This is a genomic window from Achromobacter deleyi, from assembly GCF_013116765.2.
In the GTDB taxonomy this organism is placed as follows: Bacteria; Pseudomonadota; Gammaproteobacteria; order Burkholderiales; family Burkholderiaceae_B; genus Achromobacter; species Achromobacter deleyi_A.
Map to the genome: position 1 here is coordinate 2,779,064 of NZ_CP074375.1, position 13,192 is coordinate 2,792,255.

Annotated in this window: 15 protein-coding genes and 1 tRNA gene; 8 read left to right on the forward strand and 8 right to left on the reverse strand. The window is 61.1% G+C overall.

The window, feature by feature from the left end; genetic code table 11:
* Window positions 1-51: 51 nt before the first annotated feature.
* The 4 genes from HLG70_RS12415 to HLG70_RS12430 form a co-directional block, all read right to left on the reverse strand.
* A complete protein-coding gene (locus HLG70_RS12415) occupies window positions 52-669 on the reverse strand; it encodes a TadE/TadG family type IV pilus assembly protein (RefSeq protein WP_171664091.1) in 618 nt (205 codons plus the stop codon).
* Window positions 666-2,063 (reverse strand): hypothetical protein, encoded by a 1,398-nt coding sequence (locus HLG70_RS12420; RefSeq protein ID WP_171664119.1) that lies wholly within the window; start codon window positions 2,061-2,063, stop codon window positions 666-668. Before HLG70_RS12420 ends, HLG70_RS12415 begins: the two co-directional genes overlap by 4 nt.
* A 17-nt stretch (window positions 2,064-2,080) precedes the next feature.
* Entirely contained in the window at window positions 2,081-2,344 is a 264-nt protein-coding gene (locus HLG70_RS12425) for a hypothetical protein (RefSeq protein WP_171664118.1), read from the reverse strand.
* Window positions 2,345-2,880: 536 nt separating this feature from the next.
* Window positions 2,881-3,651, reverse strand: a complete 771-nt coding sequence (locus HLG70_RS12430; protein ID WP_171664090.1) for a hypothetical protein — start codon at window positions 3,649-3,651, stop codon at window positions 2,881-2,883.
* A gap of 131 nt (window positions 3,652-3,782) precedes the next feature.
* Here HLG70_RS12430 and HLG70_RS12435 point away from each other — a divergent pair, with 131 nt between their 5' ends.
* From HLG70_RS12435 to HLG70_RS12455, 5 genes are all read left to right on the forward strand, one after another.
* Window positions 3,783-4,064, forward strand: a complete 282-nt coding sequence (locus HLG70_RS12435) for a hypothetical protein (protein ID WP_171664089.1) — start codon at window positions 3,783-3,785, stop codon at window positions 4,062-4,064.
* Between the two features lie 895 nt (window positions 4,065-4,959).
* The gene (locus HLG70_RS12440; protein WP_171664117.1) at window positions 4,960-6,405 is read left to right on the forward strand and encodes an NfeD family protein; all 1,446 of its coding nucleotides are present in this window, start codon (window positions 4,960-4,962) and stop codon (window positions 6,403-6,405) included.
* 42 nt (window positions 6,406-6,447) lie between these two features.
* A complete protein-coding gene (locus tag HLG70_RS12445; protein WP_171664088.1) occupies window positions 6,448-7,221 on the forward strand; it encodes a slipin family protein in 774 nt (257 codons plus the stop codon).
* A 28-nt stretch (window positions 7,222-7,249) separates the two neighbouring features.
* Window positions 7,250-7,471, forward strand: a complete 222-nt coding sequence (locus tag HLG70_RS12450; protein ID WP_171664087.1) for a hypothetical protein — start codon at window positions 7,250-7,252, stop codon at window positions 7,469-7,471.
* Between the two features lie 803 nt (window positions 7,472-8,274).
* On the forward strand, window positions 8,275-9,471 hold the full coding sequence (locus HLG70_RS12455; protein ID WP_171664086.1) for an acyltransferase family protein: 1,197 nt from the start codon (window positions 8,275-8,277) through the stop codon (window positions 9,469-9,471).
* Here HLG70_RS12455 and HLG70_RS12460 read toward each other — a convergent pair.
* Window positions 9,416-10,000 (reverse strand): terminase small subunit, encoded by a 585-nt coding sequence (locus tag HLG70_RS12460; protein ID WP_171664085.1) that lies wholly within the window; start codon window positions 9,998-10,000, stop codon window positions 9,416-9,418. The two genes, HLG70_RS12455 and HLG70_RS12460, sit on opposite strands and share 56 nt — an antisense overlap.
* A gap of 43 nt (window positions 10,001-10,043) precedes the next feature.
* Between HLG70_RS12460 and HLG70_RS12465 the strand changes: the two genes are divergently transcribed.
* Both HLG70_RS12465 and HLG70_RS12470 read left to right on the forward strand, forming a co-directional pair.
* Window positions 10,044-10,973, forward strand: a complete 930-nt coding sequence (locus tag HLG70_RS12465) for a putative phage abortive infection protein (protein WP_171664084.1) — start codon at window positions 10,044-10,046, stop codon at window positions 10,971-10,973.
* Between the two features lie 188 nt (window positions 10,974-11,161).
* The gene (locus HLG70_RS12470) at window positions 11,162-11,854 is read left to right on the forward strand and encodes a hypothetical protein (protein ID WP_171664083.1); all 693 of its coding nucleotides are present in this window, start codon (window positions 11,162-11,164) and stop codon (window positions 11,852-11,854) included.
* 78 nt (window positions 11,855-11,932) lie between these two features.
* Here the strand turns inward: HLG70_RS12470 and HLG70_RS12475 are convergent, their stop codons facing one another.
* Together HLG70_RS12475 and HLG70_RS12480 are read right to left on the reverse strand one after the other, a co-directional pair.
* Window positions 11,933-12,370: a hypothetical protein gene (locus HLG70_RS12475; RefSeq protein ID WP_171664082.1), complete on the reverse strand. Its 438-nt coding sequence runs from the start codon at window positions 12,368-12,370 to the stop codon at window positions 11,933-11,935.
* On the reverse strand, window positions 12,367-12,573 hold the full coding sequence (locus HLG70_RS12480; protein WP_171664081.1) for a hypothetical protein: 207 nt from the start codon (window positions 12,571-12,573) through the stop codon (window positions 12,367-12,369). Before HLG70_RS12480 ends, HLG70_RS12475 begins: the two co-directional genes overlap by 4 nt.
* 105 nt (window positions 12,574-12,678) lie before the next feature.
* On the opposite strand from HLG70_RS12480, the gene HLG70_RS12485 reads away from it, so the two are divergent.
* On the forward strand, window positions 12,679-13,032 hold the full coding sequence (locus HLG70_RS12485) for a tyrosine-type recombinase/integrase (RefSeq protein WP_171664080.1): 354 nt from the start codon (window positions 12,679-12,681) through the stop codon (window positions 13,030-13,032).
* Between the two features lie 75 nt (window positions 13,033-13,107).
* Here HLG70_RS12485 and HLG70_RS12490 read toward each other — a convergent pair.
* Window positions 13,108-13,186: transfer RNA gene (locus tag HLG70_RS12490), tRNA-Ile, on the reverse strand.
* Window positions 13,187-13,192 lie beyond the last annotated feature (6 nt).

Below are 13,192 nucleotides of genomic sequence, written 5' to 3' on the forward strand. Positions count from 1 at the left end.
GAACGGCGCGGCAATGTCCGCGACATGCTTTCAGCATGGATAAGAACGCACTCATCTGCTTTGCTCCCTGCGATCGCCCAGCCGCTCAGCGGGTACCACGTCCGCCCAAGTGGAGAGCCAATCCAGCGACAGCTTCGGCCGGCCCCAAGGCCCGTCCACCCGTTCAACGGGACGCTGCATCCGGGTTGCCTCCGATAGCGAAATCTGTCCGGCCTGCCGCCAGCCCGTGCGAGCGGCTCCCAGCCGACGTTGCGTGTCCGCGTCGCCATTCGCATAGCCCGCGCCGCTTGCCACGCTGATGCGGCGCGCAATCGGCAGCCATGCCGACGGATCGCCTGCCCGCGGCTGTGTTCGGACCTCCACGGACAACATGCGCAACCCTGTACCGAACCATTCGTCCTGCAACGCCGAGACACGCTGCGTGGCCACCCCGGGCAATGCAACAGAATCGCTGGACAAGCCCAAGTCCGCGGGCGGGCGCAACGCCTGCAACGGTTGCCCCAGCGCGCCCGACATGACTGCCTTGCGGCTGGCCTGTGTCGTCTGCTGCGCCGAAAACTGCAGACTGCCTATCCCCGCCACCCCCCAAAGCAGCAGACCCATGAGGGGCAGCATCAGCAGAGCCTCTATCACCGCCTGCCCGTGTTGGCGCCTTCCAGTCCCTGTCATGGCGCCATCCTTGCCTGCATGGCTTCCTGCGGCGTGACCGCCGACAGTCGCGCCTGCCAATAAGGCCGAAAAAGCGTGGAGATTTCATGGCGGCCGTCGGCGCGGCGCTCGGGGCGGGAAAAATAGGTTTCCGCGGCGCTGCTCACGGTAACGGCGCCGGTCCGCCCCAAGGCGGCATAGCGGAACAAGCCGGCCGGCGCCGCCACGGCACTGTCCGCATCCGTGGTCTTGAGCGCCGCAGCCTCCAGGCTGACCGCCACCGCAAAACGCAAAGGCTCGCGGCTACGAGACAGCGCCACCTCGCGATAGGCGGGCAAGCCTCCGCCCGGCCAACGCTGTGCCGCGGCCATCGCATAGGAGTTGGCCATGGGGTTGGTGGCGCCGCTGAAAATGTCCCAGGATGTGGAGTGCTCGACCCACCTCCAAAAGTCCTCTTGCGAGAAATCCACGGGCGGTTCGTCCACATACTCCAGGTCGTCGGGCGCCTTGCTCTTCTCGTCTTGGGCTGTCCCCCAGCCCATCGCATATTCCCGGTAATAGCAGCCCACCCAGCGGTTTGACCGCAGCGCATGGTACGACTGGGTGTCCAGCGCGCCCCAGCGCCCATCGGGCCCCAGCCACGTGGAACCCCGCCGCCGCAGTTCGTGGCGGTGCAATGGACAGCGCGGGCTGACCATCCAGGCATTGCGCCGCGTCTGGCTGCGGCTGTTCAGGAATCCATAGCGCGCAACCGCTACTTCCGTGGCGGGCCGCAGGCCGGCCCTGCGCGTGGAAGCACTGCGCTCCACATAACCGGCCCACCCGTCCGCCAGCAAACGCAATTTCACGGCAGACGACGGCGCCCCGACACCCCCGCCGTGGCCCGCCATTGACGGAAAGTTTGCGTCGAGTACCTTGCGCATGATGCGCCCGCGCGATGAGGCCAGGTCCGCGACGATCTCGCGCGCGGCGGCTTCCAGCACTTGATGCACGGTCCGGTCATGCTGATCGAACGCGCGAGCCAGCCGGGCCTCGGCGTCGGATGGCGCCTGCGCGGTTTGATAGGCAAGCCCCATGTCGGGGCCAAACAGCATGGCGATCAGGCCGGCCGGCGGATTGGCGCGGTTGCGTTGCGACTGCAAGGCGTGGATGTATTGCGCGGATGCGCCAAGCGTGACCAGATGCGCCATCGCGACCTGATGGGCAATCTGCGTGCGGTTGATGTAGGCGATGGCGTTGAGCGCGCGCGCCTGCTCAAGCGCGCCGCTGTAGGCCGCCGCATCCGCCGCATGGGTCAGGCGGCCCCGCGCCTCCACCGTTTGGCCAAAGTTGTACAGAACGACGAGGGAAGTCGCGGCCACCGCCACCACCAGCATGCCCAGGACCAGCGCCTGGCCTTGCTGATGGACGGGCATCATGAACGGATGCGCAGTCAATTTGTGTCCGCGGCATTGCCGGTAAAGGACTTGAGCGACCGCGCCTTGGTCTGCGCCGCCGCCTTTTGCGCGGCCTGCTGCGCGGCGCGCGTTTGCGTGCCGCCGTCCTCTCCGGCGAGTTCGCGCGCCATGGCCGCCGTCTGCGAACGCACCACCTGCCCAAAGTATTGATACACCGCGATCGCCGCGACGGCCACCAAGGCCACGACCACGATGTACTCCGTCATGCCTTGTCCCAATTGACGCTTTCGATGCCCCATCATGTCTGCTCTCCGATGCAGTGAATGTGGAGCTCAGTGTCGCCATCGCGCGGCGAAGCGACAATTCGTGGATGCCGAGGCGGACAAATCAATGCCGCCTCATTGACGGGGCGCGTGGGCTCCGGCAATCGGCTGGTGAAAGCACGCTTTTGGCGCAGGCCGGAAAGGCCGTGAACAGCGCGGCGCGATGTAACAGGCAGCGCAAACCAGCCCCATTTTTAGGCGAGGGTTTCCCCTATTGCCGACCCGCTGGCCCAGCAGTAGATTTGAGTTGCCGGGCTGTCTGACACCCATCGCGTGCGAAGCCGGGCAGGAGCGCCCCAGACTCACCTTGAGCTGGGGCGCTCTTCCATTTTCCGCCAGGAAATTCTGCTTTTCCCGTCACCGACGTCGCTCCACGAACCTGCTTTCAGCCCGCGGTGCTGCGGGTGCCTTGCGCGCCGCTCGGGTTCGCCATGCGAGATGGCGAGAATCATGCTTCGCGCATGCCGGCTAGCCGCTGAAACCAGAGTCGAGTACCCGGCTCCGGCAACCGTTCACGCGGCGACATCGCCGGCGCCCGGCCTCAGTTCCCGATATGCCACGGCGCACATCGCCGTCGCCACCACGACCGACACAACGCAAAACAGGATACCCAGCGCGCCGTATGCAATCGAGCCGCCGGATTTCTCGAACACCACGCGGCCCAACGTAGCGCGGGTCAGGGCGGCCGACCCGATCATCATCACTTGCGCACCCACCAGCGGCCACACGCTGGTCCGCAATGCCCTTCGCATCCGCCCGAAGTCATATTTCCCCGATACCGCCACGCTGGGCAGGCTTAGCGCAAAACTGCCGAGCAGATAAGGCAAGCCCCCCCACATCGCCGCCCATGCGACAAACACGCAGACGAAGAACAGCGCGTCGCCACCGACATTATTCAACGCGACATATACGAGGAACGGCATCACGTCGTTCGCCGATACCAGCGCCGCCGCCACGGCAATAAACAGCACGATTAGCGCCAGGTACTTCCACCCCGCCCCGCGCAGTTCCCCAGCAGCGCCATCCGTCGGCCCGTTCAACGCGATTTGCCGGTGCCACGCCAGCGAAATGCGCACCAGCGCCAGCAGATGGACAACGAAAAGGACGGCAACGAATCCCGGATGCATCAATTGGATCAATCCGGGCACGAGCAAAACAAACGGCAGCGACAGAACGAAAACGCCAAATGACCATGGTGCATCGGTCATCAGTCGCGCGCCCTGCTGCCTGATGGCGCTTGCCGTCAGCGTAATAAGGCGACTTGCTGATAGCTTGCTCGGCACAGGATTCCTTTATCGGGATGAATGGGATGAGCCCGAAGGCGTTATACCAGCATCCGGTACAAGTGAACGGCCAGACCTTAGAATGGTCGTCAGCGCACAATACATACGCCCCGGCATGGAGGGGGCCGACCATGACCGAATCGATCAAATATGTCGTTGTCCTGAGAAAGGGCTCTGAGACTGAAGTCATCTTTGGAGACGACCACGACGCAAAGGCAGGAAGCCGCGTGGCGCTCTATTGCACCGCCATGGACCTGTCCGGCTTTCACGCACGAGTCGTCCGGGTTCCTGCCCCGACGAGCCGGGCGGCTACCCAGGGGTCAGAGACGCGAACGTATTGGTTCCCGACGTCGGACGTGGCCTTTGCATTTGAGGTGACCGACGGAGAATTGCCGGCAGGGTTCGTTTCATAGCGGCCAGGTCATCTATGACAAACCTGGGCACTCCCCCAGGCGTGCTCTCAAGGCCCCTTCTCGCGAGCCGCCGACGGCGGCTGGATCAGCTCTATGGCATCGTCCGGCCCATTGCCGCCCACGCTTAGCAAGGGATTGTGCGCCTTGCATGCAGGACACTCGAAATAGCAGCCCTCGTTTGCGTCCGTCTCAATCGGCACGTCCAGCTGCTCTACCTTGGAACCACATTGTGTACAGGTCCACATAGCATCCTCCTGCCAATGTGAATTCATCATAGCGCCGCGTCAGGACGGACGAAAGGCAGCTTCGGGAGGCTCACTCGTCGCGGAGTTTACGCTGACGCCATCGCAGAACGCTGACGTGTTCTTCACCGCCAACCCTGCGAGGATTTCCGCACATCCAGCAACTGCAAGGTTTGGGCGTCCGCACCACGCGCCCCAGCTCTTTAGGGCTTAGTTCGCGCCCCCACCAAAACCGCCGGGCCTTCTTTAGACGCGCCACATGCGCGCGCCGTACTGCTCGATTCAACATGTTCGAACCTCATTTCATACGCTGAAGGCACAAAAGCCCGCTCAACTTTCGTTGGCGGGCGTATGAGGGACTGTCCCTGTGGGAGGACCCATTATTTGAATATTGAAGGCTGATCTATCAAGTGTCAAGGTGGTGGGATTTGGCGAGGCCCACGCCACATGCCAAAAAGATGCCATTAAGGGCGGCTGCAAGTGCTGATTCCTCGGGATCCGCCGCGAGACAAGATTGTTACCGCCCTGCATTTTTAATAGCGATGGAACTCCTGTAAGGCGACTTGTGTGTACAGTTAACGGAGGGCATGCCGCTGCCCGTTAATGCCCCCGGAGGGACCCTGATCATGGTCATCCTCAGACTCCATAGCCCGATGGTCGGAACGCGTTCAACGCTCCGCACGGCATTCGGCATCGCCTTGTTATGGGCATCGGCAATCGTCAGCGCCTGGGGCCAAACCGCCCCGATTGACGATCGCCAGCAATCCGCCGTCGTGCTATCGCTGGACGGCATCGTCGGGCCCGCCACGGCGGATTATCTGATCCGCGGCCTGGCTGCCGCGCACGAGCAGAACGCGGCAGTCGTGGTGCTGCGCATAGATACGCCCGGAGGGCTCGACACGTCGATGCGCGACATCATCCGCGCGATCCTCGCCTCGCCGGTTCCCGTGATTTCCTACGTGAGCCCCAACGGCTCGCGCGCGGCCAGCGCCGGCACCTATATCCTTTACGCGAGTCATATCGCGGCAATGGCGCCCGCGACGAACCTGGGGGCCGCCACGCCGATCTCCCTGGGCGGCGGCTTTCCCCAACCGTCCGACAAGGAGCCCGCGGCCACGGAAAAGCCTGTCGACAAGGAAGCGACGGAACGGGCCAAGGGCAAACCGCAAGCAGAGGCCCCCAAGAACGCGAGCGAATCCAAAGCGATCAATGATGCGGTCGCCTATATCCGTTCATTGGCCGCCCTGCGCGGTCGCAATGCCGACTGGGCGGAACAGGCCGTCCGCTCCGCAGCCAGCCTGTCGGCCGGTGAAGCCCACGCGCAAAAGGTGATCGACCTGATCGCCGACGACATTCCGGATCTCCTGGAGAAGGCGGACGGACGAACCGTCAGGGTAGGCAACAGCCAGACCGTTCTGCACACGAAGGAACTGCGCTTACAGCACAGAGAGCCCGACTGGCGCACGCGCGTGCTCAGCGTCATTACGAATCCCAACCTGGCACTCATGCTGCTGATGGTCGGCGTATACGGACTGATCTTCGAGTTCATGAGCCCCGGCGCCCTCTATCCCGGCGTCATCGGCGCGATCTGCCTGCTGGTCGGCCTCTACGCCTTGTCCGCGCTGCCGCTGACCTATGCCGGGCTTGCGCTGGCCTTGCTGGGAGCAGTGCTCATGGTGGCGGAGATATTCACGCCATCGATTGGAATCCTGGGAATAGGAGGCGCCATTTCCTTCGTCCTCGGCTCACTCCTGCTCATCGACACCGACTCGCCGGCCTACGAGGTATCGCTTCCCCTCGTGGCGGGCGTAGCGATAGTGAGCCTGGGAATGACATTCCTGATCGGCCGATTGGCGCTGCGGTCGCGCCGGGCGCCTATTGTCAGCGGAGCCGATGCGCTGATAGGCCAGCGGATCAGGGTACTGAGTTGGGAAGGCGAGCAGGGCCATGTGGCCGCGGCCGGAGAACGTTGGCGGGCTGTCGGCCCAGCGGGCCTGGCTCCTGGCGACACGGTGGTGATCGCGGCCGTGCAAGGCGTGACCTTGCATGTCCTGGCGGACACCAGCCTGTCTCCGTCTGGTCCTTCCCGGGGAGGGTGAAGCATCCCTGCAACGCCGAACCTTCACATTGCGGAGCTTGCCATGTTGATGCAACTAGCCTTCTATGGCCCCATTCTTGTCCTGCTTGTCGGACTGTTCGCATTGTCAGTCCGAATCTTGCGCGAATACGAACGCGGCGTGATCTTCACGCTGGGACGCTTTACCGGAGTCAAAGGCCCCGGGCTGATTCTGATGATCCCGGTGGTCCAGCAAATGGTGCGCGTGGATCAGCGCATGAGCGTATTCGACGTTCCCAGCCAGGACGTCATATCGCGAGACAACGTATCGGTCAAAGTGAACGCCGTCATCTACTTCCGCGTCATCGATCCGGAACGCTCCGTGATCCAGGTGGAGAACTTCCGGCAAGCCACGAGCGAACTGGCCCAGACGACCCTGCGCTCGGTGTTGGGCAAGCACGACCTGGACGAAATGCTCTCGGAGCGCGACAAGCTGAATAACGACGTGCAGGAGATTCTTGATTCGCAGACCGACGCGTGGGGTATCAAGGTGGCGAACGTGGAGATCAAGCACATCGACCTGAACGAGAGCATGATCCGCGTCATCGCCCGCCAGGCCGAGGCCGAGCGCGAACGACGTGCCAAGATCATCCACGCGGAAGGGGAAGAACAGGCCGCCCAAATGCTGCTGAACGCCGCGCGCACCCTTGCACAGCAACCCGAGGCCATGCAATTGCGCTACCTGAGCACCCTGGCCATGATAGGTGCACAGAACAACTCGACCATCGTGTTCCCCTTCCCTACCGAACTCGGGCAGTTGCTCAAGGGATCGATAGGGAAAAACCAGGCAGAAACGTAAGCGGATAACCCGCGCAACAGGAGGCGAGATGAAAACCCAGATCAGCTTCAAGAAGACCAATGGTTCCGATGGCGTCGCCCTATTGGATGGCGACGCATCCAGCATCCTCCAGGCCAAGAGAGAGTTGGCCAACAAGCTTTACCTGCCTGACGTTGAGTCCAGCGCCGGTGAAAGCGCAGCGCAGGACGCTCGGCTTCGCGGAGCAGGGATTGATCCGGATTCACTCAAGATCCATCACGTCAGCGAATAGCTGAAAGATCCCTGCGACCGGCCAAGCGCAGGGCTTCGGGGTTGTGCGGCCGGGCGGAATAGCTGGCAACCGGGCCGCCCTGCCCTTACGTCCCGCTGCCCGCTCCCGCGGCAAGTCACGCACAGCCGTGGCACGGTGACGAAAACCCCGGCGCGAAACACTCCGCCGCCGGCTTTCAAAAGCCGGTTCCGGCCAGCGCCGCCAGGCGTTTACCGAAGCCAATCCGCCCGCGCAGCCCCAGATATTCCCTGGATGAATAGCGAGTCCGCTTGCGCCATCCGTTCAATGCCATGAGCCGTGCTGGGCATCAACAAAGCCACCAGCGTGCCGACGATGACAGCAAAGAGGAGGGTTGCCAGCCAGCTATGTCCCTTAAATATGGCTATCAGCACTACTGCCCCGCCAGATATGCACAAAACGAATAGAAGGAACGCGGAACTAGGGAAGGCAGAGAAATGGCGAACGAGATCCATGGCCACACCTCCAGCTCAAGGCTGAACATCTTCAGCTTTTCACAACCGCGCGCAATTTTCAATTTCCAGGGTAACGATTCGGTCCGAAAGCATCTCCATGACCTTCTCGAATGACCCAGCCGTGCCGAAGTTCCAGAAGGAAGGACAAGCCTTGCGCGCTTGGCGTAGCCTGGTTTGGGAAAAGGCAAGTTGTTTGCTTGCCGCCGCGGATGACGCCCCTGCGATCATCCCGACGGATAGCTAGATCTTGCGCCAACGACCCGATTTTTCCCCGGACGCAAGGAACCTTACCGTGCCTATATAATGCCTGCCACATCGGAGGAGAAAAGGTTGGAAAAAGACGCCAGTGCTGATGGACTCAGGGGCTTGGCAGCTGTTAGCGTTGTGGTCTCTCATTCGATCCTGGCGTTCTTTCCTGCTGCGTTCACTCACTACTTTGCCTGGGTTGCGGGGCCGGACGCGATCTACGGTCGCGTGGAAAGCTTCTTGGCCACGCCCGGGCTGTCCGTACTTTGGAGCGGGAGCTTCTCTGTCTCGGTCTTTTTCGTCTTGAGTGGCTACGTCCTCACGAAGAGCTTGGTCGAGAAGCAAGATTTGGCGATTGCCCGATCTTTGGCTGCTCGCCGATATTTTCGCTTGGCGGGCCCGGTTCTTGGGAGCGCGCTATTCGCGTTCAGCCTCATGAGCCTGGGACTGTATTACTCGGTCGATGTCGCGGCCATGACATCGTCTGCGTGGCTCAAGGGCATGTGGAATGTCACGCCGAATTTCTTCCAGGCCGTCAGAGAAGGGCTCTTTGGCGCAATTTTCCGCGGAGAGGTTTCATATAACCCTGTCTTCTGGACCATGCGGATTGAGTTCATTGGCTCGCTGTTGGTCTTGGCATATCGATGTCTCACCTTGAGCCGGCGCAGCCAGATAGTCGGGGCAACCATCTACATCATTCTCACGGCGTCAATCGCGCCTGGGGAGTGGGTCGCGTATCTCGCATTTTTGCTTGGAACTCACCTCAATGATGTGCCAGCGCCAAAGCGCCGCGGCGTGTTGTGCTTGTTGGCGGTGATTGGCTTGTACCTTGGCGGCATAGACGGCTCTGGACTGTATGGGTGGCTCGGATATATCCCGGTTGATGCTCCGACCCGAAGCGGAGTGTTCGGCGTCTTTGGGGCGGCCATACTTGTGTATGCCGTAAAAGCCGGAGCCTTCTCCGGTTTGTTGAGAAGCGGCCCTGTCCAGTTCCTGGGGCGAATTTCGTATTCGCTCTATCTCGTTCACCTTCCGATCATATTGAGCGTGGCCTGCGGCTCATATCTGTGGCTCGTTGTTAACCAGGGTTTCGGGCGGGTAGCAGCCGCAGCGCTGTCATTCGCTTTAGCGTTCCCGACCACCATCGCTGTGGCCATGGCTTTTACGCGGCTGGTCGATGAGCCCTGCATCAAGCTTTCGAGACGACTCTTCCCCAGCGGAAAGGCTACGGTAGTACCCAGGTCAGAGAACACGACGAAAAATCTGGCGCGGAGCGCTTGAACCTGACCAAACAACCCGCTTCGGCGGGTTTTTTGCGTCTTGGGACGCAATCGAACTGACCTAATTCGGGGTTAGGGTCATCGACCAGCGCGCCCTTCTTGTCGTGCAGCTTGACCTTCAGCCCTTCGCGCCCTTCCGAGATTTCGGAGGTGGCCGCCGCGGTGTCGTCATCGATGTCATCGGCGCTCACCAGCGCCAGGCCGTGATATGGCTCAGTCACTTCGTCTTCGTCGTCGCCGGCGTCGGTCACACGAAGCTCCGTCTTGCCCCAGCGGACGATCTTGCGGATGTCGCTGAAGCCGATCTTGGCTAGCTCGCGCAGGACAATGTCCTGGGTGATCTCGGTACGCTTCGAGCGCTCCGCCTGGGCTTCCTGGATCGCCTGAGCGATTTCAAGTTTTTTAAAGTTCTGCTCGCCAATCTGGCCAGCAGTCTTCTGGCTGTACCCCGCCCTTATCGCCGCTTGCGTGGCGTTGAGGTCAACGAGGTACTCATCCACGAAGCGGCGCTGTTTGTCTGTCAGCGCCATATTGAATATATTCCAGCACTGAGGGTAACTTACAAATAGAAAAATGATTTCAGCTATCGAACGACAGCAGGCAAGAGCCGCAAAAACTCGCCGGTTAATTGCCCTATTTCTCGCACTGCCCGCCTCTATCGCCTTAATAGCATTAGCGGTATTCGTACTTAAATTTCATGGCCGACCCCTTTCTTCGGAAACAGGGGACTGGGGTACGTTCGGCGACTTTCTCGGAGGAATAGTGAACCCCGTTGCCGGGCTCGTGACCATTGTCCTGCTCGTACTCACATTACGCTCGCAGCAAGACGAGCTGGAGGAGCAGCGCAGGCAGCTGGCAAAGCAAGCCTTTGACCAGTCGTTCTTCGGATGGACGAGCAGCTACCGAGAATTGATAACCGGGCTTCAGTATGGTGACGGTACTGAGGCGAATCCACGTGTCAGCGGTGTCGTTGCGCTTGACGCGATGACGAGCTACGGCACCCGCACCAACTACGAAATCATGTTGCTGATCCAGCAGTACCATGCTGCCAATGAAGAGTCGCAAGAAAAGTTGCGGCTCGGCCAAAAAATGCAGGTTCGTGGCTGGTGGGAGCGGCAATTTTCATATAACGAACCTCAGCTAGGCGCGCTAATCAGGACACTTTATTCATTGCTGAGATGGGTGGATTCGAACCCTAATGTGAGTTGGGTGGAAAAGTGGGACGCTGTATCCATCCTACGAGCCCGGCTTTCGGGTCCAGAGTTAAGGACGATCTTTTTCAACGGACTTCTACCTGAGGGGAAGAAGTTCAACGAGTATGTCCACCGATACGCGCTACTGGACAATTTGCCGTCCATTGGCCACAGCGAAACAAAATTGGCGCTTGACCATTCTCTCCACCCATTCGCGCCGGCGAGCTTCGATTCTGATCTCGCGAGGAATACGCTCCTCGAGTCACCTAGAGTGGAACCGATATCCGGACCTTTTAGCAATTCTGGCTGAGGTCGGAAGGTTCTCTCTGGCCCCTGCTCTCTGGAAACATAGATTTCCATCACCGGCTGACGGATCCGCAAATCAGGGCTTGTGGCTCGTGGGTCTCGCCGCTTCATGACGACTGTCCATCGCGCACTCGGCGTTGCACGGCAAGGTCGTTACCGAACAGATACACATCGTCCGATCGAGGAGACCAAATGGACGAAGGCGACAGCAAGAAGAGGCGAAACTTAATGCTCACGAGCTCGGGAGTCGTCGCCGCGTTGTTTCTTCGCCTGAAGATCCCTACGGCAACTGTGGGCTTCCTTCCAATCCATGCCGAGTTGGTTGTGGAGGTATGGCGGGTCTGGGCCATCGTTCTTGCCGTCCTCGTCTATCAGACCTGGAGATTCCTCACGGATCCAGCGGCCAAATTGGCCTGGGCGAAAGCCACGGAATTCTTCACGAATCGCGTGGGCAGCTATGCCCCAGATTCAATTGGGGCAGCTGCACGAGCGACGGTTCATCGCCGGAGCAAGCTGGGGTATCGCATCGAATTGATGGGTGACCTACCCGACGCAGAGGGTTTCGACCCAAAACGTTCGTTAGTTGGAATCCGCGTCCAGGACTCCGGCGGCCAAATTCTCCCCTGGGACACTTGGATTGGCCGCCGAGGAGAGTGCGGGGTGTTCTACGAACTGCGGGAGATGGGGGGCCAGCGTAGCTGGTCAAGTGGCGTCTCAGCGAAATACACGCTTCCAATTTGGCAGCCGATCTCGTGGTACTTGCGCGCGGCTCATGCAACTCTCTGGCACTCACCCGACTGTCAGGACCTGCTTGTCCCGCTGGTGCTCGCGGTAATCGCAGTGGCAGGTTCGGCGACAAGGCTCCTGCACTTGATCGGGGCCTAAAAGAAAAAGCCCCAGCTTACGCACGGGGCTCGTTTCTTGCGAACGCACGACGCCCGCCATGGGCATCGGGTCGCGTCGTTAGACGGTAGTCAGGTTGTCTTGGCACTGATTATGCAGGCGCATTGCGTGCTGCGCAACAAAATCTTCGAAGTTGCCGACGGCGCGCACCAGGATGTCGTCGTACTCGCGCAACCGGATGCCCTGGGCGCGGCATGTCGCCTTCCAGTAGGCGCGCTGAACGTAGTGGGCGCGCAGGATCTCCCGGTGCTGGTGCAGCATGCGGTAGACAGAATTGCGCCACGCGGCCTCGATGAAACCGGCGTCGTCCTCGTTCAACTCCTTTTCCGGCTCTTCGCTGCGCGGCAGCTTACCGGCCTTCTTGGCCAGCATGCGGCAGATCTCGTATGTCGGCGACACGCCGTAGCCGCCGCGGTCGCGCATGACGTCGCCCCAATTCTCCAGGCGTTCGTGAAAGTCGGCGGGCAGCCGGTACAGCAGTAGTTGCGGGATGCTCATGGCGCGGGGCGCTCCTCATACTTCGAACAACGTTGGCCGATCTCTTCGCCCAGGGCGCAGCGCAGGACGCGCCGGCCACCGAAGGGATTGGTAATCAGGCGGATCTCTTTGCAGCCTGCGCAGGTGCGCGCGGGCGGCGGTTCCTGGCGTCGCTCCAGCACCTTGGCGGGGTCGCCGCGCTCGGATTGGCGGTACCAGGTCACGCGCCCTCTCCTAGCACGTCGGTTACATTCCCAACCCATCCATCGAACAGGGAGGGGCCATCGTGGGAAAAATGCACACTTGGGGTCGCAAGACAGCAGCTTGGTATGTCGAATCGAGTCCTTGGCTTGCTGGGGTGCTCGGATTGGCCTGCGTGGGGCTGGTCAGCGGTATGGCCCTGGTCGACGCTGAAAAGCTGTTGTCTAGTCCCGCCACAATCGGGTGGACTGCCGCTGACGGCCGGTGCGTTGCGAGACCGTTTCGACAAGGCGCGCGAGGCGGCCGGAGTGCCAAAGGCTGGCTTCCAATTTCGCGACCTGCGCGCCAAGGCCGGAACCGACAAAACGGAATCCGCCGGTGACATCCGCCAGGCCCAGAAACAGCTCGGGCATGGCTCGGTCACGACCACCGAGAAGTACGTTCGGCGCCGCAAAGGCGACAAGGCCGGCCCGACCAGATAAGCCGGTTTGCGGAAATGCGCCACGATTGCGGAAAAGAAAACGGGTCTCGGATTGCTCCGAGACCCGCGTCTTTCTTGGTAGGCCCCCCGAGAGTCGAACTCGGCACCAACGGATTATGAGTCCGCTGCTCTAACCAGGCATGAGCTAGAGGCCCAGGAAA

Coding starts and splice junctions, on each gene's coding strand:
- HLG70_RS12440 (WP_171664117.1), top strand. CDS start 4,960: ATGGTCGGAACGCGTTCAACGCTCCGCACGGCATTCGGCATCGCCTTG.
- HLG70_RS12425 (WP_171664118.1), bottom strand. CDS start 2,344: ATGGGGCATCGAAAGCGTCAATTGGGACAAGGCATGACGGAGTACATC.
- HLG70_RS12465 (WP_171664084.1), top strand. CDS start 10,044: ATGATTTCAGCTATCGAACGACAGCAGGCAAGAGCCGCAAAAACTCGC.
- HLG70_RS12445 (WP_171664088.1), top strand. CDS start 6,448: ATGTTGATGCAACTAGCCTTCTATGGCCCCATTCTTGTCCTGCTTGTC.
- HLG70_RS12435 (WP_171664089.1), top strand. CDS start 3,783: ATGACCGAATCGATCAAATATGTCGTTGTCCTGAGAAAGGGCTCTGAG.
- HLG70_RS12450 (WP_171664087.1), top strand. CDS start 7,250: ATGAAAACCCAGATCAGCTTCAAGAAGACCAATGGTTCCGATGGCGTC.
- HLG70_RS12475 (WP_171664082.1), bottom strand. CDS start 12,370: ATGAGCATCCCGCAACTACTGCTGTACCGGCTGCCCGCCGACTTTCAC.
- HLG70_RS12470 (WP_171664083.1), top strand. CDS start 11,162: ATGGACGAAGGCGACAGCAAGAAGAGGCGAAACTTAATGCTCACGAGC.
- HLG70_RS12420 (WP_171664119.1), bottom strand. CDS start 2,063: ATGCCCGTCCATCAGCAAGGCCAGGCGCTGGTCCTGGGCATGCTGGTG.
- HLG70_RS12460 (WP_171664085.1), bottom strand. CDS start 10,000: ATGGCGCTGACAGACAAACAGCGCCGCTTCGTGGATGAGTACCTCGTT.
- HLG70_RS12485 (WP_171664080.1), top strand. CDS start 12,679: ATGTCGAATCGAGTCCTTGGCTTGCTGGGGTGCTCGGATTGGCCTGCG.
- HLG70_RS12415 (WP_171664091.1), bottom strand. CDS start 669: ATGACAGGGACTGGAAGGCGCCAACACGGGCAGGCGGTGATAGAGGCT.